Raw genomic sequence first — 19,460 nt, 5'->3', positions numbered from 1 at the left:
TAAATATAAAGGAAATACGTTCGATGCTTTTGTTGTCATTCCGTTCTTTTACTTTTTCTTTCGCACGATTTAACTTGTGTTCTATTTCTTGTATCAGGTATAATATGGCTAAGTAGCTTAGTACGGGTATGCTTAGCAAAATTGGTAAAAATTATAATTTAATTACATTTTCATATCATATCGAATAAGATATTTGATTTATATAATGAAAGAGAGGTGAAACCTGGTTTAAAAAATAAACAAGGACATGATATCGCATAACGGTAAGGACATTCGTCTTGGACGGTGAATATATGGTGGTTGTAGAGTTTCCCCTGGTGTCTCTGCAATTTTAGTGAAATCAGTGTTTGAAAGATTTTTAAACCAGGCAACAACATGAAGAGAAAAGAGAATGAGTCTGTTAAAGTATTTGCTCTTGGTGGAGTAGGTGAAATCGGGAAAAACATGTATTGTGTTGAAATTGATTCTGAAATCTTTATTGTAGATGCAGGGTTAATGTTCCCGGGAGATGAAATGTTTGGAATTGATATCGTTATTCCTGATATTACATATTTAGTGGAAAACCAAGAGCGAGTAAAAGGTTTATTTATTACTCACGGTCATGAAGATCATATTGGTGGTATTGTTTACGTACTTCGTAAATTATCAATTCCAGTGTATGCAACGAAATTAACAGTGGGACTTATACAAGAAAAACTTGGCGAAGCTGGTATGTTAGGCCGTGTAGACTTAAAAACAATCGATTCAAATTCAACAGTAGAGTTCAATACTACAACGGTGTCATTCTTTGGAACGACACATAGTATTCCAGATTCTGTTGGTGTTTGTTTCCATACATCAAAAGGTGCGATCGTATATACAGGAGACTTTAAATTTGATCAAACTCCAATTGGAAATAGTGGAGCAGACCTTGGGAAAATGGCACAAATCGGAAATGAAGGCGTACTGTGCTTATTATCTGATAGTACAAATGCTGAGCGTCCAGGCTATACAGGCTCTGAAAAAGAAGTTGGTGTAGAAATTTCTAAAGTGTTCTACGGCGCAGAAGGACGTATTATCGTTGCTTCATTTGCATCAAATGTACATCGTATTCAACAAGTATTTGATGCAGCTGCTGAAACAGGACGAAAAGTAGCAGTTGTAGGACGTAGTATGGTGAAAGTAGTAGATATCGCAAGACGTCTTGGTTATTTAGATGTTCCAGAAGGTATGGTTATTTCACTACAAGAAGTAGACAATTTCCCAGAGAAAAAGGTAGCTATTTTAACGACAGGTAGCCAAGGTGAACCGATGGCAGCCCTTTCTAGAATGGCGAAGCAAGCTCATAAACAAATTTCAATTCGTAAAGGTGATACGGTTATTATTGCGGCTTCTCCAATTCCGGGTAATGAAATATCTGTATCGAAAATTATTGACTTGTTATTTAGAGCTGGAGCTGAGGTTGTTTACTATGGCGAAAGAAAAGTTCACGTTTCAGGTCATGGTAGCCAAGAAGAATTAAAGTTAATGTTAAATTTAATGAAACCGAAGTATTTTGTACCCGTACATGGTGAGTTCCGTATGCAAAAAGCACATGCATATTTAGCTGAAGATGTAGGTATTGCAAGAGAAAATATCTTTATCGTAGAAAAAGGCGATGTGATTGCTTTTGGTGACGATGAAGCAAACTTAGTTGGCAAAGTACAAGCTGGTAATGTGTTAATTGATGGATTAGGTGTAGGTGACGTTGGTAATATCGTTCTTCGAGATAGAAAAATGTTATCTCAAGATGGAATATTAGTAGTTGTTGTAACACTTGGTAAAGATGAAAAGAAAATTATTTCTGGTCCAGAAATCATTTCACGTGGTTTTGTGTATGTTCGTGAATCAGAAGCGTTAATTGACCGCTCTACAGAGATTGTACGTATGATTGTTGAGCAATCGATTAAAGAGTATTCAATTGAATGGTCAATGTTAAAACAAAATATTCGTGAATTATTAGGGCAGTTCTTGTACGAAGAGACAAAGAGAAAACCTATGATTTTACCAATTATTATGGAAGTATAAAAAAGATCACCTTTACGGGTGATCTTTTTTCTTTTTTAACTCTATCGAATGAAATTTATAACTTAAGAAATAATAGTGATATACGAGTGAAAGGGGATGCGATATGACAGAACGTGATCGTTATACAAATGAAGGGAAAGAGGCTGAGCCGAAAGAAACGGGGAAAGAAGCTTCAATAGTGGAAAAAATTCAACAGCTAGGGCAAACGAATGTACCACAAATGAATGAATCACGTATTCATTGTTTAACAATCATTGGGCAGGTGGAAGGCCATGTTCAGTTACCACCACAAAACAAAACAACAAAATATGAGCATATCATTCCGCAAATTGTTGCGATAGAACAAAATCCAAAAATTGAAGGTTTGCTTTTAATATTAAATACAGTTGGTGGTGACGTTGAAGCAGGGTTAGCAATTTCTGAGATGGTAGCTTCGCTTTCGAAACCAACAGTATCTCTTGTTCTGGGCGGGGGACATTCTATCGGTGTACCAATTGCTGTCTCTACGGATTATTCATTTATTGCTGAAACTGCGACGATGACAATTCATCCCATTCGTTTAACAGGTCTTGTTATAGGTGTGCCGCAAACATTTGAGTATTTAGATAAAATGCAAGAAAGAGTTATACGGTTTGTGACGAAGCATTCGAAAGTAACGGAAGATCGTTTTAAAGAGCTAATGTTTGCGAAAGGGAATTTGACGCGAGATATTGGGACGAATGTAATTGGTGGAGATGCAGTAAAATATGGTCTTATAGATGATGTCGGTGGTATTGGAAATGCGATTCGAAAATTGAACGAATTAATAGATGCTCGCGGGGATGATAGTACAGAAGGGACAATGTTACAATGATTTTATATACAATTATGCCAGAGCAACTTATATATCCAGCCGATTATTCGCAATGTGAAAGTCAAAAAGTTATAAATATAAACGGTGTTGAATTAATGGTTTCTGAAGAAGAACATGGTTGTTATTCTATTGTACGTGTGTTAAGTACGGATCCGCTTCACTACTTAGAGTTTGAGCCTGGTCAGAAAATAACCTTTTAGCAAAAAGAAGGATTTTGTTTAGAAGCTATGGTATAATATAAAAAACAAGACGGTTGAGCAGCCATGAGAGGGCTGCTTTCTTCTGTTTATTTAACAATTTACAAGAAGTGTAAAAATAGAAGATGTAAGACCTGAAAAAATAGAGAAAACAGATATGTAAATAGGGCTTTTTTAAGGAATCCCTATTTACATGTAGAACACGAGGTGAAGAAATGGCAAAACAAAAGCAAAGAGGGACGAAGGCAAAAGCAAGACGCACGATAAAGCCAACTTTGTATTATGAAATCGTCGGTTTAACTCTTTTTGCACTTTCAATCATTACGATTTTACAGCTAGGTGTTGTAGGCAAATCGTTTGTGTTATTTTTTCGCTTCTTCTTTGGTGAGTGGTACATAATTGGTGTGTTAGGTGTAATAGCTTTATCGGTTTCGTTTGTTATCAAACGTGGATGGCCGAACCTTTTAAATAAACGGTTAATCGGTTTTTATTTAATAGTATTGGCGATATTAATGTTTAGTCATATTACATTATTTAACCTTCTTACGAAAGATGGAGCAGTGCAAAATACTTCTGTTATTGTGAGTACGAAAGATAACTTCTTTCTTGAAATGAAAAAGGGTCCAGATAGCGTTCATTTAGGCGGTGGTATGTTTGGTGCGCTTATGTTCGCGACATGTTACTTCTTATTTGATGAAGTAGGAGCCTATATTATTGGAATTATTTTAGTGATTCTCGGCATACTTTGTATAACAAATAAGCATATTGGGGAAGTACTTGCCCCTGTAGGAAGAATCCTTAGAAGTCAATTTGAAGTAATGCAAGGGGATTATAAAGATTGGAGATCCAAAAGGAAGGCTGAACAAACAGAAAAGAAAAAAACAACAAGAAGCACAAGGAGCAAACGTGCTGCAGAACAAGAAGAGATTGTTGAGCCGATGGAAGAAATCTCAATTGATCCTCCGATTATTTCAAATTTTACTGAGAATTATCCAGTAAATGAAGAAGAGGATAAACGAATTGAAGTAGAGGAAGAAGAGTTAATCGCTTCACCATTTATCGAAGAGGCCCCGCCAATTGAAGAGCCGAAGAAAAAGCGTGGAGAAAAAATCGTTGAATCGCTAGAGGGAGAAACACAAGCTCCTCCTATGCAATTTTCAAATGTAGAAAACAAAGATTACAAGCTTCCTGCACTTGATATATTGAAATTTCCAAAGAATAAGCAAGTTACAAATGAAAATGCGGAAATTTATGAGAATGCTCGTAAATTAGAACGTACATTCCAAAGCTTTGGAGTGAAAGCGAAAGTAACGAAAGTACATAGAGGTCCTGCAGTTACAAAATATGAAGTATATCCTGATATGGGAGTAAAGGTGAGCAAAATCGTTAGTTTAAGTGATGATTTAGCACTTGCTTTAGCTGCGAAAGATATTCGTATTGAAGCACCAATTCCCGGGAAATCAGCTGTAGGGATTGAAGTTCCGAACTCAGAAGTTTCTATGGTAACGCTTAGAGAAGTTCTTGATTCTAAGGCTAATAATCATCCAGAAGAGAAGCTGTTAATCGGTCTTGGACGAGATATTACAGGTGAAGCTGTATTAGCGCGTTTAAATAAAATGCCCCATTTACTAGTAGCCGGTGCAACAGGTAGCGGGAAAAGTGTATGTATTAACGGAATTATTGTTAGTATTTTAATGCGTGCAAAACCACATGAAGTAAAATTAATGATGATTGATCCGAAAATGGTAGAGTTAAATGTATATAACGGTGTTCCTCATTTATTAACACCAGTTGTAACTGATCCGAAAAAAGCATCACAAGCATTGAAAAAAGTTGTGAGTGAAATGGAGCGCCGTTATGAGTTATTTGCTCATAGTGGCACGCGAAATATTGAAGGATATAATGACTATATAAAAGAGCATAATAGTCAATCAGAAGCGAAACAACCGGAATTACCTTATATTGTCGTAATTGTGGACGAGTTAGCAGATTTAATGATGGTTGCTTCATCGGATGTAGAGGATGCGATTATGCGTCTAGCACAAATGGCTCGTGCGGCTGGCATTCATTTAATTATCGCAACACAGCGTCCATCAGTTGATGTAATTACGGGGGTTATTAAAGCAAATATTCCATCGCGTATTGCATTCGCTGTATCTTCTCAAACAGATTCTCGTACAATTCTTGACGGCGGTGGTGCAGAGAAACTACTAGGTCGTGGAGATATGTTGTTTATACCAATTGGTGCATCGAAGCCTGTACGTGTACAAGGTGCGTTTTTATCAGATGATGAAGTTGAGAGAGTTGTAGAATATGTTATTGGTCAGCAAAAAGCGCAATATCAAGAAGATATGATTCCACAAGATGTCCCTGATACGAAACAGGAAGTAGAAGATGAATTATACGATGAAGCGGTTCAGCTCGTAGTGGAAATGCAAACAGCATCTGTTTCTATGCTGCAACGTAGATTTAGAGTAGGTTATACGCGAGCTGCCCGTTTAATTGATGCAATGGAAATGAATGGTGTAGTAGGTCCGTATGAAGGTAGTAAACCACGAGAAGTGCTCATTAATGATGTGCAAGAAAAAAGTTCATAAAAAAAGCCTAATTGTTTTTACAATTAGGCTTTTTTATATGCTGGTTTTGTTATATACTATATTCAGCAATGAAGAAAGGGCTTACATTTAAGCTGATTCTTTAGAATACGAATGCTTTGGTTTGGTTTTTTGCGAACGTTCGATATTTAATGTAGAAAAATGTTAAATTTTGTTGACACGTATGAGAGCAAGTGGTAAGATTACTTCGAAAAGAATCACTGCCTCATATAATCTTGGAGATAAGGTCCATAAGTTTCTACCTAGCAACCATGAATTGCTGGACTATGAGGGGAAAAGTGTGTAACAAAGGATGTAAGAGATCTTTGTGCCGAACTTTTTCTCGAAATGAGGAATGTTTATGGTACAAAGTTTTTTTTATGCAGTAAAGAGTGAAAATTTCATCTTAAAAAATTATTAATATTTATTCGACAATTATGCTTATTTTTAGTATTTAGCAATTTTTATTATGTTGTAAGTTGAAAAAAGAGAAAAGAAGTCTTACATCAGAGGTCGAATAATTGAAATGCGGGGGAGTCTTATGTCAGTAAAATCCGATAGTCGTCACCTATATTTACGGGTGATTGATCACATCAAAGAAAAAATTAAAGATGGAGCTTACAAAGAAAGACAAAAGTTACCATCAGAGTTTGATTTAGCGAAAGAACTTGGTGTAAGTAGGGCGACTTTAAGGGAAGCACTGCGTATTTTAGAAGAAGAAAATGTTGTCATTCGTAGACATGGTGTAGGAACATTTGTAAATGCAAAGCCGTTATTTTCTTCTGGGATTGAACAACTTTCTAGTATTACAGATATGATTTCTAGTGTGGGGAAAACACCAGGAACTATCTTTTTATCATCATCTACAACAAGTTTAACAGAAGAAGAAAAAGAGAAGTTTAATAGTGAAGATGGTTTTAATGCAGTAATGATTGAGCGTGTGCGTACAGCAGATGGGGAACCTGTTGTATATTGTATCGATAAACTTGCAAAAGAAATCTTACCAGATTTATCGGGATACAACGAAGAATCATTGCTTACAGTGATACATAACAACACGCACAAACGTATCACATACGCAGTTGCTCACATTGAGCCAATTGGCTACCATCCGAAAATCTCACCGATTTTAGAATGTGAACCAGAAACGGCACTGCTAGTTTTAAAACAAATGCACTATGATCAAAATGATGAGCCAATCTTATATTCTATTAATTACTTTAGAGCTGATAAGTTTAGCTTCCACGTATTAAGAAAACGTATGTAGGTGAGTTCCTTTTTAGGGAGGTGACAGCAAGAAGTTAGGGACAGCAGCGTATAAAAAAATAGACAATTCATTTCAGGAGGGGTTTCTAGTATGAAGAAAAAAACAGGTCTTTTATTATCATTAACATTAGCAGCAAGCACGGTGTTAGGTGCATGTGGTAACTCGGATAAGGCGAGCAGTGACAAGAAAGAAGATAAAGACTTCAAAGTTGGTATGGTAACGGATGTTGGGGGGGTTGATGATAAATCATTCAACCAATCTTCTTGGGAAGGTTTGAAAAAGTTTGGTAAAGATAATGGATTAAAAGAAAAGACAAATTATCGTTACCTACAGTCTGAAAAAGAAGCAGATTATATTCCAAACTTAAAGAAATTTTCAAAAGATAAGTATGATTTATCTTTCGGAATCGGTTATAAATTAGAAGGTGCAATTAAAGAAGTTGCAAAAGAATCTCCAAAACAACAATTCGCAATCGTTGATACGGTTGTAGAAGCACCGAACGTAACAAGTATTACATTTAAAGACCATGAAGGATCATTCCTTGTAGGTGCGGTAGCAGCTATGTCAACAAAATCGAATAAAGTAGGATTTGTTGGTGGAATGAAGAGTGATTTAATTAGTAAATTCGAAAATGGATTTAAAGCTGGTGCAAAGGCAGTAAATCCAAACATTGAAATCGTATCTGAATATGCAGAAGCATTTGATAAACCTGAAAAAGGTACAGTTCTTGCTTCAGCAATGTATGGTCGAGGTGTAGATGTAATTTATCATGCTGCTGGTGGTACAGGTAACGGTGTATTCACTGAAGCGAAAAATCGTAAGAAAAAAGGTGAAAATGTTTGGGTAATCGGTGTTGACCGTGACCAAAATCAAGAAGGTATGCCTGAAAACGTAACATTAACTTCAATGGTAAAACGTGTAGATATCGCTGTTGAAAAAGTAGCACAAGAAGCGAAAGATGGTAAATTAAAAGGCGGTAAAGTAGAAGCGTTTGGCTTAAAAGATGACGGTGTTGGTATAGCGAAAACAACTGACAACGTGAAAAAAGTTAACCCTGAAATTTTAACAAAAATAGAAGAGTTTGAAAAGAAAATTACAGATGGTGAAATTAAAGTGCCAGCTACAGATAAAGAGTATAAAGAATATGAAGCTTCTCTAAAAAAATAAATAGAGAAATAGCAAAGGTTAGTTCATAGAACTAACCTTTGTATGTATAAAACTTCCAAATTGCTTAATAAGTTAATAGTGTAATAGGGAATGTTCCCTGTTAAAAGGAGGAACACAATGGAATACGTAATTGAGATGAATAACATTACGAAAGTATTCCCAGGCATTGTAGCGAATGATGATATTACGCTGCAAGTAAAGCAAGGAGAAATACATGCTTTACTTGGAGAAAATGGTGCAGGGAAATCCACATTGATGAATGTACTATTTGGTTTGTATCAACCAGAAAAAGGTGAAATTAAAATTAAAGGAAAGTCTGTAAACATTACCAATCCGAATGTGGCAAATGACCTTGGTATTGGAATGGTTCATCAGCACTTTATGCTTGTTCATAATTTTACAGTTACAGAGAATATTATTCTCGGAAATGAACCGAAGAAAAAAGGGAAAATTGCTGTTGAGGAAGCTGCTAAAGAGATTCAAAAACTGTCTGAACAATACGGATTAGCTGTAGATCCATATGCGAAAATACAAGATATTTCAGTTGGTATGCAACAGCGTGTTGAGATTTTAAAAACACTTTACCGTGGGGCAGAAATTTTAATATTTGATGAACCGACAGCTGTGTTAACACCGCAAGAGATTCATGAGCTAATTCAAATTATGAAAAAGCTTGTGCAAGAAGGAAAATCTATCGTTCTTATTACACATAAGTTGAAAGAAATTATGGAAGTTTGCGATCGTTGTACGATTATTCGTAAAGGAAAAGGGATTGGAACGGTTGACGTTGCAAATACGGATGAAAATAAACTTGCAGAATTAATGGTCGGACGTCAAGTGAATTTTAAAACAGAAAAAATAGACGCGAAGCCAAAAGAAGAGGTACTTTCAATTGCAAACCTTGTTGTTCACGATGCACGTCAACTACCTGCTGTAAAAGGCCTTGACTTAACTGTTCGTGCGGGAGAAATTGTTGGAATTGCAGGGATTGATGGAAACGGACAAAGTGAATTAATAGAAGCAATTACTGGTTTACGAAAAGTTGAGTCAGGTTCTATTGCAATTAAAGGAAAAGAAATAACAAATTGGCCTGTTAGAAGGATAACAGAAGAAGGAATTGGTCATATTCCAGAAGATCGTCATAAACACGGCCTCGTTCTTGATTTTTCTGTTAGAGATAATATCGTTCTGCAAACTTACTATAAAAATCCGTTTTCAAAGAAAGGGATTTTAAATTTTAGTAAAATTACAGAAAAAGCAAAGGCGCTTATTGAACAGTTTGATGTACGTACACCTAGTGAGCAAACGTTAGCGCGCGCTTTATCTGGGGGGAATCAACAAAAAGCAATTATTGCACGTGAAGTAGACCGTGATCCAGATTTATTAATCGCGGCACAGCCAACACGTGGTTTAGATGTAGGAGCAATTGAATTTATTCATAAGAGATTAATAGAGCAAAGGGATAAAGGAAAAGGTGTATTACTTTTATCTCTAGAGTTAGATGAAATCTTAAATGTTAGTGACCGAATTGCTGTTATTTATGAAGGGAAAATCGTAGCAATTGTTGATGCGAAAGAAACGAATGAACAACAGCTTGGATTGTTAATGGCTGGAGGAACAAAGAAGGAGCAGGTGGGTACAAATGGCTAAAAAACTTTTAACAGAACGAACGATAAATATTTTAGTCCCAGTACTATCCGTTATTTTCGGCTTACTTGTCGGAGCGATTGTAATGCTAGTAAGTGGCTATGATCCAATAGTTGGTTATAGTGCACTTTGGACGGGAATGTTCGGTAGTCCAAGTGCAATCGGTGAAACGCTTCGTACAATGATACCGCTTATTCTTGCCGGCTTATCAGTGGCATTTGCATTTCGTACAGGTTTATTTAATATCGGGGTAGAGGGGCAATTGCTAGTTGGTTGGCTTGCGGCAGTTTGGTTCGGTTATGCAGTTTCGCTACCAGCTGTTCTTCACATTCCGTTATCAATTTTATTTGCAGCATTGGTAGGTGGAATTTGGGGTTTCATCCCTGGATATTTAAAGGGGAAATTTCAAGTTAATGAAGTTATTGTAACAATTATGATGAACTATATTGCGTTATACGTAACATATGACATTATTAAGCGTTTCTTGCACGAAGGTAATGATAAAACATACGACATCAAAGAGAGTGCGTCCTTATCTTCAGACTGGCTTGCTACCATTACTGACGGTTCGCGTCTTCACTGGGGAATTGTTGTAGCAATTTTAATCGCTATTTTAATGTGGTTCTTATTAGATCGAACAACTTTAGGTTATGAATTAAAGTCGGTAGGATTTAATCAACATGCTTCCAAATATGCTGGTATGAAAGTTTCTCGCAATGTAGTATTCTCTATGACAATTGCTGGTGCATTTGCGGGGATTGGTGGAGCGATGGAAGGGTTAGGGACATTCCAAAGTATGACAGCGATGTCTTCGTTTACAGGAGTAGGATTTGACGGGATTGCCGTAGCCTTACTTGGAGGGAATAATCCGTTTGGTATTATCCTTTCAGCTTTATTATTTGGTGGTTTGAAAAGTGCTTCCCCTCAAATGAACTTTGAGGCAGATGTACCATCAGAGCTTATTAATGTAATTATTGCATGTATCATCTTCTTTGTTGCATGTAGTTATGTGTTAAGATGGGCGCTTACACGCATGAGCAAGGAGGGGAAATAAATGAGCTTTGTAGATATATTAGCCATTCTTGTGACGGGTACGTTATATACATCAGCACCTATAATTTTTACAGCACTAGGTGGCGTATTTAGTGAACGATCGGGTGTTGTAAATATCGGATTAGAAGGACTGATGCTATTTGGTGCATTTATTGGAGTTGTTACAAACTTATTAATGGGTGATACTTGGGGAACGATGACTCCGTGGATTGCGTTATTATTTGCGGCGATTGGTAGTGGGTTGTTTGCATTACTTCATGCGGTAGCATCTATTACATTCCGAGCGGATCAAGTTGTAAGTGGTGTAGCGATTAACTTCTTAGCTCTTGGATTAACGGTATTTGCAATTAAGAAGATTTTTGATAAAGGACAGACTGACTTTATTCAGTACCGTATTGAAAAGATTGATATTCCAGGCCTTTCGGATATTCCGGTTTTAGGGAAAATATTCTTCTCTAACGTACCAATAACATCGTATATTGCTATTATTTTAGCTTTCGTTGTTTGGTATATTATTTATAAAACACCGTTCGGTCTTCGTCTTCGTGCGGTTGGTGAGCATCCAATGGCAGCTGATACGATGGGGATTAACGTATATAAAATGCGCTATATTGGTGTTTGTATATCAGGTGTGTTTGCTGGAATTGGTGGAGCAATTTTTGCAATGTCAATTTCTAATAACTTCTCAGGGGCAACTATTACTGGACAAGGTTTCTTAGCATTAGCTGCTATGATCTTTGGGAAGTGGAATCCACTAGGTGCATTAGGTGCAGCTCTATTCTTTGGTTTTGCACAATCGTTAAGTGTAACAGGTGGAACAATTCCTGTATTAGATCAAATTCCGAGTGTTTTATTAACGATATTACCGTATGTATTCACAATATTAGCACTTGTTGGTTTTGTAGGTCGTTCTGAAGCTCCGAAAGCATTAGGAACGCCTTATGAAAAAGGGAAACGATAAGTATAAAAAAGCTCGCACATTAGTGCGGGCTTTTTTACATAGACTATATTTAATACGGAATTTTACTATGTTCCTTACATATTCAAGTTTTTAGAAAGAGGTTAATGTAAGTATAGTGAGGAAGAAAAGTTGATTTTTTATTTCTAAAAACTGTATATTGAAGAGGAATATTCCTACATACGTAAAGGAGGGCTATAAATGAAACTAATGGAACAACAGTTACATGAGTTAGGTGGCTTGCGAGTACATATTATTCCAACTGATAAATATAAAACAAATACTTTTGTATTTCGTTTTAAGGCACCTTTAAATGAGGAGACGGTGACAGAGCGTGCCCTATTGCCATACGTATTGCAAAGTGCGACAGAAAAGCTTCCTTCTGTAATTCGTCTTCGTCAATATTTAGAAGAATTATATGGATCTTCTTTGGCAGTAGATGTAAGTAAAAAAGGAGAAGACCATATTATCTCTATTTATGTAGACATTGCAAATGAAGTTTATTTACATGATGCACCACCGTTATTTGAAAAAGCACTTTCTATGTTATCGGATATCGTTTTGCATCCAGCGACAGAGGGGAATGGTTTTCTACCTTCTATCGTAGAAAGTGAAAAGAGAGCGCTCTTGCAACGAATTGAAGCTACGTACGATGATAAAATGCGCTATGCAAACGAGCGTTTAATTGAAGAAATGTGTAAAGTAGAACCGTATCGTTTAAGTGCAAATGGGAAAAAAGAGAGTGTTTCTTCTATTACAAATGAAAGTTTGTATCAATATTATCAAAAAGTGTTAGCAGAGGATGAAATGGATCTATACATTATTGGTGATATTTCAGAAAACGCAGTGGATCTTGTAAGTAAGTATTTTTCTATTTCAACGCGTCCTGCCAGAGAAAGAAATGTACTTCTTCATAAGAGAAATAATGAAGAAAAAGAAGTAGTTGAACAACAAGAATTAAAACAAAGTAAATTACACATCGGTTATCGTACGTTTATTACGTATAAAGATGAAGATTATTTTGCACTGCAATTGTTCAATGGATTGTTTGGAGGATTTTCTCATTCGAAGTTATTCGTTAACGTTCGTGAAAAAAATAGTTTAGCGTACTATGCAGCATCCCGCTTTGAAAGTCATAAAGGCTTATTGTTTGTCATGTCAGGGATCGAAGCGAAAAATTATGAAAAAGCTGTTGAGATTATTAAAGAACAAATGCTAGCGATGCAAAATGGTGATTTTTCTGAAGAAGAGATGCATCAAACGAAAAGTGTCATTCAAAATCAAATATTAGAGGCGATTGATACACCGCGCGGATTTGTGGAAATGCTGTATCATGGCATTATTTCAGACCGTACGCGTCCAGTTGAAGAATGGCTTACAGGTATTGAAAGTGTGACGAAAGAAGAAATTGTGAAAGTTGCTAAAAATATTGAACTAGATACAATTTACTTTTTACAAGGAACGGAGGGAGAATAAATGGAGAAAATTGTTTATGAGCAATTAAAAGAGACACTCTATTATGAAAAACTTCCTAATGGATTAGATGTATATATTTTACCGAAGCAAGGATTTAATAAAACATTTGCAACGTTTACGACAAAATATGGTTCTATGGATAATACATTCGTACCACTAGGTAAAGAAGAAATGATTCGTGTGCCAGATGGAATTGCTCATTTTCTTGAGCATAAATTATTTGAAAAAGAAGATCACGATGCTTTCCAATTGTTTAGTAAACAAGGAGCATCAGCAAATGCTTTCACATCTTTCACAAGAACAGCTTACCTTTTTTCATGTACATCAAATGTAGAACAAAATTTAAATACATTGTTAAACTTCGTACAAGAACCATACTTCTCTGAAAAAACAGTTGAGAAAGAGAAGGGGATTATCGGGCAAGAAATTCAAATGTACCAAGATAATCCGGATTGGCGCTTATACTTTGGGTTAATTGATAGCTTATTTGTAAAACATCCAATTAAAATTGATATTGCAGGGACAATCGAGTCTATTAGTAAAATTACGAAAGACCTATTATACGAGTGTTATGAAACGTTTTATCATCCGAGCAATATGTTACTATTTGTTGTGGGCGCAATTGATCCAGAGAAAACAATGGATTTAGTGCGTGAAAATCAAGCGAAAAAAGACTATAAAAATCAGCCGGAAATTGTACGTTCATTTGAAGAAGAACCAGATGCGGTAAATGAAAAGAAGAAAATTATTTCAATGCCTGTACAAACACCGAAATGTTTAGTGGGTATTAAAGCGACAAATTTAAAAGAAAAAGGAAAAGCTCTTTTAAAACAAGAAATTGCGCTTACGTTACTTTTAGATTATTTATTTGGAAAAAGCTCCGTTCATTACGAATCTTTATATAATGAAGGATTAATTGATGATTCGTTCTCGTATGATTATACGGAAGAGAATAACTTCGGTTTTGCAATGGTAGGCGGCGATACGAAGCAACCTGATGAGCTACAAGAGCGTTTGAAAGGTATATTATTAAAGACAAATTATGATCAATTAGATGAGGCAGCATTAGAACGAGTGAAGAAAAAGAAAATAGGTGGATTTTTACGCTCATTGAATTCACCGGAATATATTGCGAATCAGTTTACACGATATGCATTTAATGAATCGAGTCTGTTTGAAGCATTAACGGTATTAGAAGGGGTAACTGTTCAAGATTTACAAGAAGTAGCGAAAACATTATTATCAGAAGAAAGAATGAGCGTTTGTCAGGTTTTACCGAAGAAATAAAAGGTTTTATAAAAATACCCTCATCTTGTCATAAAGAAATGATAAGATGAGGGTATTATTTAGTTGTATGAAAATGAGTTTGTAGAGATAAGAGAGGGAATTTATGAAAAAGTATGCATTAGTAACTGGAGGGAGCGGAGGGATTGGCTCTGCTATTTCAAAACAATTAATTCAAGATGGATATACAGTATATGTTCATTATAATAACGGGGAAGAGAAAGTGAATGAGTTGCAGAAAGAATGCGGTGAAGTGATTCCCGTTCAAGCGAATTTAGCTTCTGCTGATGGAGCGGAGCGATTGTGGGAACAAATTGAACATCCTCTTGATGTTATCGTATATGCAGCTGGGAAGAGTATATTTGGACTCGTAACAGATGTAACGAACGACGAATTGAATTTTATGGTAGAACTTCAAGTGAAGAGTATCTATAAATTATTATCAATGGCATTGCCATCTATGATTCAGCGGAGAAGTGGCAATATTGTACTTGTTTCGTCTATATGGGGCCAAATTGGCGCGTCATGTGAAGTACTTTACTCGATGGTAAAAGGTGCGCAAAATTCATATGTGAAAGCTTTAGCGAAAGAAGTTTCATTAAGTGGAGTAAGAGTGAATGCGGTGGCGCCAGGTGCGATTGAAACGGAAATGTTACATGTATTTTCAGAAGAGGATAAGAATGAAATTGCTGAAGAGATTCCGTTAGGCAGGTTGGGACTACCAGAAGAAGTAGCGAAAACAGTGTCATTCCTCGTATCACCAGGTGCATCTTACATAACTGGACAAATTATCGGAGTGAATGGCGGTTGGCATTGCTAAAAAATTCTTACATAAAAAATTCTTACATAAAAAATAAAAAACTGTACAAATTAAGCATGATTCTATTACTAAGTAGTGAGGTGCTTAAACATGTCAGTTTTAGATAATTTTGATCAATGGAAGAGCTTTTTAGGAGAACGTTTAGAGCAAGCATCAGGAAAAGGTCTTGATGGTAGTGCTGTATCAGATATGGCATTTCGTGTTGGTGATTATTTAGCAAATGAAGTAGAAGCGCGCAACGATCAAGAGAAATTATTGTCTGAGCTTTGGAAAGTTGCTGATGAACAAGAGCAACATACAATCGCAAACTTAATGGTGAAGTTTGTACAACATAAGTAAAAAATAGAGAGGAGATTCTCCTCTCTATTTTTTTTGTATAATAATAACGCGGGTTAGATTATACATTTAGCTTCCCTATTAAGGTGAAATCATATAATATAGTACGTAGGTGTAAAGTAAGCAAGGGGAGTGATCTTGGATGATTGAATGGTATTTTGAATATGAAATACATAAAAACCGACCTGGCTTGCTTGGTGACGTTTCTTCGTTAATCGGTATGCTCGGCATTAATATTGTCACAATTAATGGTGTAGATAATGCACGACGTGGATTACTCCTTATGTGTGATAATCAAGAGCAAATCTCTAGACTTGAATCAATTTTAAATACGATGGATAACATAACGGTAACGAAATATCGTCCGCCAAAGCTAAGAGATAAGCTAGCGGTTAGACATGGTAGGTACATACAACGAGATGCAGATGATAAGAAGACATTTCGATTTGTACGTGATGAATTAGGGTTGCTTGTAGACTTTATGGCTGAAATAATGAAAAAAGAAGGTCATAAACTAATCGGGATACGAGGAATGCCTCGTGTCGGAAAAACAGAATCCATTGTTGCCGCAAGTGTTTGTGCAAATAAAAGATGGTTATTTGTATCATCTACTCTTATTAAGCAAACTGTTCGTAGTCAATTGATTGAGGATGAGTATAGCGACGACAATATTTTCATCTTAGATGGAATCGTGTCAACAAAGCGTGCTAACGAAAGGCATTGGCAGCTTGTTCGTGAAATTATGAGATTACCTGCAACGAAAGTTGTGGAACATCCTGACGTATTTGTGAGTCAATCAGAATACACATTGGATGATTTTGATTATATTATCGAGTTGCGTAACGATTATGATGAAGAAATTCAATATAATTTAGTAGATGAAATTGAGCAAGGTACGCAAAATAATTTCTCTATGTTTGACTTTTAAAGAAATATTGAGGTGTTAGTAGTGACAGAATTAGGACAAAAGCTGAAAGAAGCAAGAGGAACGAAAGGCTTGTCTATTGATCAGCTGCATGAGGTTACAAAAATTCAAAAACGTCATTTAGTAGCGATTGAGGAAGGCAATTATGATGTATTGCCAGGAGCTTTTTATGCGCGTGCATTCATTAAACAATACGCAGATGCGGTTGGCTTAAATGGAGAGGAACTGCTTGTAGAATATCAGAGTACGATACCACAATCTGAAAAACGCGACGTTCCACAAGTATCAACAGGACAAAAAACACAAGAAACAATGCAAAAATCTTCATCATGGCCAATTGCAGATCATATGCCAAAAATTTTAGTTGCGTTGTTAGTAATCGCATTTGGAGTGGTAATTTGGTTTGTTTTCCAAGCGTTAACTGGAAAAGGTGATGAGAAAGTTCCGAATGCTCAAAGTGAGAAAATTGAAGTTAAAAAAGCGGAAAACTCTCCGTTAGATACGAAGAAAGAAGAAGTGAAAGCGGAAGAGCCGAAAAAAGAGGAACCAAAGAAAGAAGAGCCAAAGAAAGAAGAACAACCCGCACAACCAACTGGACAACAAGAAGTAAGAGTAGTTGGAACAACTGGTAAAGTATCTACTTTGGAAATTCATAACAATAAAACATTAGAACTGGAAATATCGGGTAAAGGTGCGAGTTATGTAGATGTTAAAGATGATGCGGGGAACGAAATTCTAAACACTACAGTACAAGAGGGCCAAGTAGAAAAACATAATGTATCAACAGTAAAAGAAGTGCGACTTAATATTGGAAATGCAACGAATGTTGAAGTTAAACTGAATGGCCAAGTGGTCGCTTATCCATTGGATCCAGAAAAAGAACTTCACCAAAGATTGGTGATAAAAAACCAAGGGATAGAGCAACCTGCACAATAACAGTCATCGCTTCGATGACTTTTTTCAATGAACAAATGTTTTTGATATGATGGAGGAATAGCTGTGAATTTACCAAATAAAATTACAATATCTAGAATCTTCTTAATTCCAATTTTTATGGTAATTATGTTAGCGCCATTTGATTGGGGCTCATACACAATTGGTGATGTTGATTTACCAATTCAACATTTAGTTGGGGCACTTATTTTTATTGTTGCTTCGGCTACAGATTGGATTGATGGATATTACGCAAGAAAGTATAATCTTGTAACAAATTTAGGGAAGTTTCTTGACCCGTTAGCTGATAAATTACTTGTTTCAGCAGCACTTATCACGTTAGTTGAGATGCAATACGTACCTGCTTGGATCGTTATTGTAATTATAAGCCGTGAGTTTGCAGTAACAGGTTTACGCCTTGTACTTGCTGGAACAGGAGAAGTAGTGGCAGCAAATCAGTTAGGGAAAATTAAGACGTGGACACAGATTATTGCAATTGCAGCTTATTTATTACACGATGTACCTTTAAATTTAATCCATATCCCAGTTGCTGATATCTTTATATGGATTGCATTATTCTTTACTGTTATTTCAGGATGGGATTATTTCTGGAAAAATAGAGCTGCTTTTGTAAACTCAAAATAGAAGTTTATGGGGGAATTGGGATGAATGCTGAAATTATTGCGGTTGGAACTGAATTATTACTTGGACAAATTGCAAATACAAATGCCCAGTTTTTATCTGAAAAGTTAGCTTCAATTGGAATTAATGTGTACTACCATACTGTAGTTGGAGATAATAACAAGCGATTACAGCAGGCGATTGAAGTTGCGGAAGAACGTGCTGACATGCTTATTTTCACAGGTGGATTAGGCCCGACAAAAGATGATTTGACGAAAGAAACGATATCTTCTTGTTTGGGTGAAGAGCTTGTGTATGATGAAAAGGCATTAGCATCGATAAGCGATTACTTTAAGCGTACAGGTCGCGAGTTCACAGAGAATAATAAAAAGCAGGCGCTCGTTTTGAATGGAGCAACAGTATTTGCGAATGATCACGGCATGGCACCTGGTATGGGGTTAAATAAGAACGGGAAAGTTTATATTTTATTACCAGGACCACCGAAAGAGATGAAGCCGATGTATATAAGTTATGTAGAGCCTTTTTTACGTAACTTTACAACAGGAGAAAACATTTATTCTCGTGTGCTTCGCTTCTTCGGGATTGGGGAATCTCAATTAGAAGTGAAAGTTCAAGATTTAATTGATGGACAAACGAATCCGACAATCGCTCCCCTTGCGAATGATGGAGAAGTGACACTACGTTTAACTGCCAAACATCAAAATGCTGATGAAGCGACGAAACTCATTCAGCATATGGAAGATTTGATTTTAGAAAGAGTAGGAGAATTTTTCTACGGGTATAATCAAGAGTTTCTGCACGATAAGGCGATAGAGTTATTGAAGAAAAAAGAATTAACTTTAGCATGTGCAGAAAGTTTAACCGGTGGTCTCTTCGGCAATCAAGTAACAGAAAGCGCTGGTGTGTCTTCTGTATTTAAAGGCGGTGTCATTTGTTATCATAATGATGTGAAGCAACATGTTTTGCATGTACCTGAGGGAGTTTTGTCTACTGACGGTGCAGTTAGTAAAGAATGTGCTCGTTATCTTGCTGAAAATGTTAAGGGCTTATTAAAAGCGGATATCGGAATTAGTTTCACTGGGGTAGCAGGACCAGATGCTTCAGAACATAAAGAGCCGGGAACAGTATTCGTTGGACTGGCGATTAAAGATGAACCAACTGTAGTCTTTCCTCTTCATTTAAGCGGAAGTCGTCAACAAATTAGGGAACGCTCGGTGAAGTATGGATTTTATCATTTGTATAAAAAGCTAGAAGAGATATGA

The 19,460-nt window shown here is 36.3% G+C and carries 17 protein-coding genes and 1 riboswitch; all 17 genes read left to right on the top strand.

Going from position 1 to position 19,460, the window contains the following annotated elements:
* Positions 1–375 precede the first annotated feature (375 nt).
* The 17 genes from FS742_RS19360 (at position 376) to cinA (ending at position 19,460) form a co-directional block, all read left to right on the top strand.
* Complete coding sequence (locus FS742_RS19360; protein ID WP_000823084.1) at positions 376–2,046, top strand: ribonuclease J; 1,671 nt, start codon at positions 376–378, stop codon at positions 2,044–2,046.
* A gap of 103 nt (positions 2,047–2,149) precedes the next feature.
* Positions 2,150–2,899: a translocation-enhancing protein TepA gene (tepA, locus tag FS742_RS19355; RefSeq protein WP_144614495.1), complete on the top strand. Its 750-nt coding sequence runs from the start codon at positions 2,150–2,152 to the stop codon at positions 2,897–2,899.
* A complete protein-coding gene (locus FS742_RS19350) occupies positions 2,896–3,099 on the top strand; it encodes a YlzJ-like family protein (protein WP_144614493.1) in 204 nt (67 codons plus the stop codon). Before tepA ends, FS742_RS19350 begins: the two co-directional genes overlap by 4 nt.
* Before the next feature lie 212 nt (positions 3,100–3,311).
* Entirely contained in the window at positions 3,312–5,693 is a 2,382-nt protein-coding gene (locus FS742_RS19345) for a DNA translocase FtsK (protein ID WP_144614491.1), read from the top strand.
* 203 nt (positions 5,694–5,896) lie between these two features.
* Positions 5,897–5,998, top strand: a riboswitch (purine riboswitch).
* A gap of 233 nt (positions 5,999–6,231) precedes the next feature.
* Entirely contained in the window at positions 6,232–6,957 is a 726-nt protein-coding gene (locus FS742_RS19335; protein WP_000114176.1) for a GntR family transcriptional regulator, read from the top strand.
* A gap of 90 nt (positions 6,958–7,047) precedes the next feature.
* Positions 7,048–8,124 (top strand): BMP family lipoprotein, encoded by a 1,077-nt coding sequence (locus FS742_RS19330; protein ID WP_144614489.1) that lies wholly within the window; start codon positions 7,048–7,050, stop codon positions 8,122–8,124.
* Between the two features lie 117 nt (positions 8,125–8,241).
* Positions 8,242–9,774, top strand: coding sequence for an ABC transporter ATP-binding protein (locus tag FS742_RS19325; RefSeq protein WP_144614487.1), 1,533 nt, complete (start codon positions 8,242–8,244; stop codon positions 9,772–9,774).
* Positions 9,767–10,825, top strand: a complete 1,059-nt coding sequence (locus FS742_RS19320; RefSeq protein WP_144614485.1) for an ABC transporter permease — start codon at positions 9,767–9,769, stop codon at positions 10,823–10,825. The genes FS742_RS19325 and FS742_RS19320 overlap by 8 nt, the downstream gene beginning before the upstream one ends.
* A complete protein-coding gene (locus tag FS742_RS19315) occupies positions 10,826–11,785 on the top strand; it encodes an ABC transporter permease (RefSeq protein ID WP_144614483.1) in 960 nt (319 codons plus the stop codon).
* A 198-nt stretch (positions 11,786–11,983) separates the two neighbouring features.
* Positions 11,984–13,258 carry an EF-P 5-aminopentanol modification-associated protein YfmF gene (gene yfmF / locus FS742_RS19310; protein WP_144614481.1) on the top strand — a complete coding sequence of 425 codons (1,275 nt, stop codon included), beginning with the start codon at positions 11,984–11,986 and terminating at the stop codon, positions 13,256–13,258.
* Positions 13,259–14,545 carry an EF-P 5-aminopentanol modification-associated protein YfmH gene (yfmH, locus tag FS742_RS19305; protein ID WP_144614479.1) on the top strand — a complete coding sequence of 429 codons (1,287 nt, stop codon included), beginning with the start codon at positions 13,259–13,261 and terminating at the stop codon, positions 14,543–14,545.
* 103 nt (positions 14,546–14,648) lie between these two features.
* Positions 14,649–15,362 (top strand): elongation factor P 5-aminopentanone reductase, encoded by a 714-nt coding sequence (gene ymfI, locus FS742_RS19300; RefSeq protein WP_144614477.1) that lies wholly within the window; start codon positions 14,649–14,651, stop codon positions 15,360–15,362.
* 90 nt (positions 15,363–15,452) lie between these two features.
* Positions 15,453–15,701 carry a DUF3243 domain-containing protein gene (locus FS742_RS19295; protein WP_144614475.1) on the top strand — a complete coding sequence of 83 codons (249 nt, stop codon included), beginning with the start codon at positions 15,453–15,455 and terminating at the stop codon, positions 15,699–15,701.
* Positions 15,702–15,840: 139 nt separating this feature from the next.
* Entirely contained in the window at positions 15,841–16,626 is a 786-nt protein-coding gene (locus FS742_RS19290) for a DUF3388 domain-containing protein (RefSeq protein WP_000574107.1), read from the top strand.
* A gap of 21 nt (positions 16,627–16,647) precedes the next feature.
* A complete protein-coding gene (locus FS742_RS19285; protein ID WP_144614473.1) occupies positions 16,648–17,559 on the top strand; it encodes a helix-turn-helix domain-containing protein in 912 nt (303 codons plus the stop codon).
* A gap of 63 nt (positions 17,560–17,622) precedes the next feature.
* Positions 17,623–18,201 carry a CDP-diacylglycerol--glycerol-3-phosphate 3-phosphatidyltransferase gene (pgsA, locus tag FS742_RS19280; RefSeq protein WP_073516063.1) on the top strand — a complete coding sequence of 193 codons (579 nt, stop codon included), beginning with the start codon at positions 17,623–17,625 and terminating at the stop codon, positions 18,199–18,201.
* Positions 18,202–18,221: 20 nt separating this feature from the next.
* On the top strand, positions 18,222–19,460 hold the full coding sequence (gene cinA, locus FS742_RS19275; RefSeq protein WP_144614471.1) for a competence/damage-inducible protein CinA: 1,239 nt from the start codon (positions 18,222–18,224) through the stop codon (positions 19,458–19,460).

This window comes from Bacillus cereus, from assembly GCF_007678085.1.
In the GTDB taxonomy this organism is placed as follows: Bacteria; Bacillota; Bacilli; order Bacillales; family Bacillaceae_G; genus Bacillus_A; species Bacillus_A cereus_BE.
This window is presented reverse-complemented; position numbering and strand designations above follow the sequence as displayed.

Excerpts from the sequence above, each read along its gene's own strand:
- FS742_RS19320 (WP_144614485.1), top strand. The coding sequence starts at position 9,767 with ATGGCTAAAAAACTTTTAACAGAACGAACGATAAATATTTTAGTCCCA.
- FS742_RS19335 (WP_000114176.1), top strand. The coding sequence starts at position 6,232 with ATGTCAGTAAAATCCGATAGTCGTCACCTATATTTACGGGTGATTGAT.
- yfmH (WP_144614479.1), top strand. The coding sequence starts at position 13,259 with ATGGAGAAAATTGTTTATGAGCAATTAAAAGAGACACTCTATTATGAA.
- FS742_RS19290 (WP_000574107.1), top strand. The coding sequence starts at position 15,841 with ATGATTGAATGGTATTTTGAATATGAAATACATAAAAACCGACCTGGC.
- cinA (WP_144614471.1), top strand. The coding sequence starts at position 18,222 with ATGAATGCTGAAATTATTGCGGTTGGAACTGAATTATTACTTGGACAA.
- FS742_RS19350 (WP_144614493.1), top strand. The coding sequence starts at position 2,896 with ATGATTTTATATACAATTATGCCAGAGCAACTTATATATCCAGCCGAT.
- FS742_RS19360 (WP_000823084.1), top strand. The coding sequence starts at position 376 with ATGAAGAGAAAAGAGAATGAGTCTGTTAAAGTATTTGCTCTTGGTGGA.
- tepA (WP_144614495.1), top strand. The coding sequence starts at position 2,150 with ATGACAGAACGTGATCGTTATACAAATGAAGGGAAAGAGGCTGAGCCG.
- FS742_RS19315 (WP_144614483.1), top strand. The coding sequence starts at position 10,826 with ATGAGCTTTGTAGATATATTAGCCATTCTTGTGACGGGTACGTTATAT.
- FS742_RS19345 (WP_144614491.1), top strand. The coding sequence starts at position 3,312 with ATGGCAAAACAAAAGCAAAGAGGGACGAAGGCAAAAGCAAGACGCACG.
- FS742_RS19295 (WP_144614475.1), top strand. The coding sequence starts at position 15,453 with ATGTCAGTTTTAGATAATTTTGATCAATGGAAGAGCTTTTTAGGAGAA.
- yfmF (WP_144614481.1), top strand. The coding sequence starts at position 11,984 with ATGAAACTAATGGAACAACAGTTACATGAGTTAGGTGGCTTGCGAGTA.
- ymfI (WP_144614477.1), top strand. The coding sequence starts at position 14,649 with ATGAAAAAGTATGCATTAGTAACTGGAGGGAGCGGAGGGATTGGCTCT.
- FS742_RS19330 (WP_144614489.1), top strand. The coding sequence starts at position 7,048 with ATGAAGAAAAAAACAGGTCTTTTATTATCATTAACATTAGCAGCAAGC.
- FS742_RS19325 (WP_144614487.1), top strand. The coding sequence starts at position 8,242 with ATGGAATACGTAATTGAGATGAATAACATTACGAAAGTATTCCCAGGC.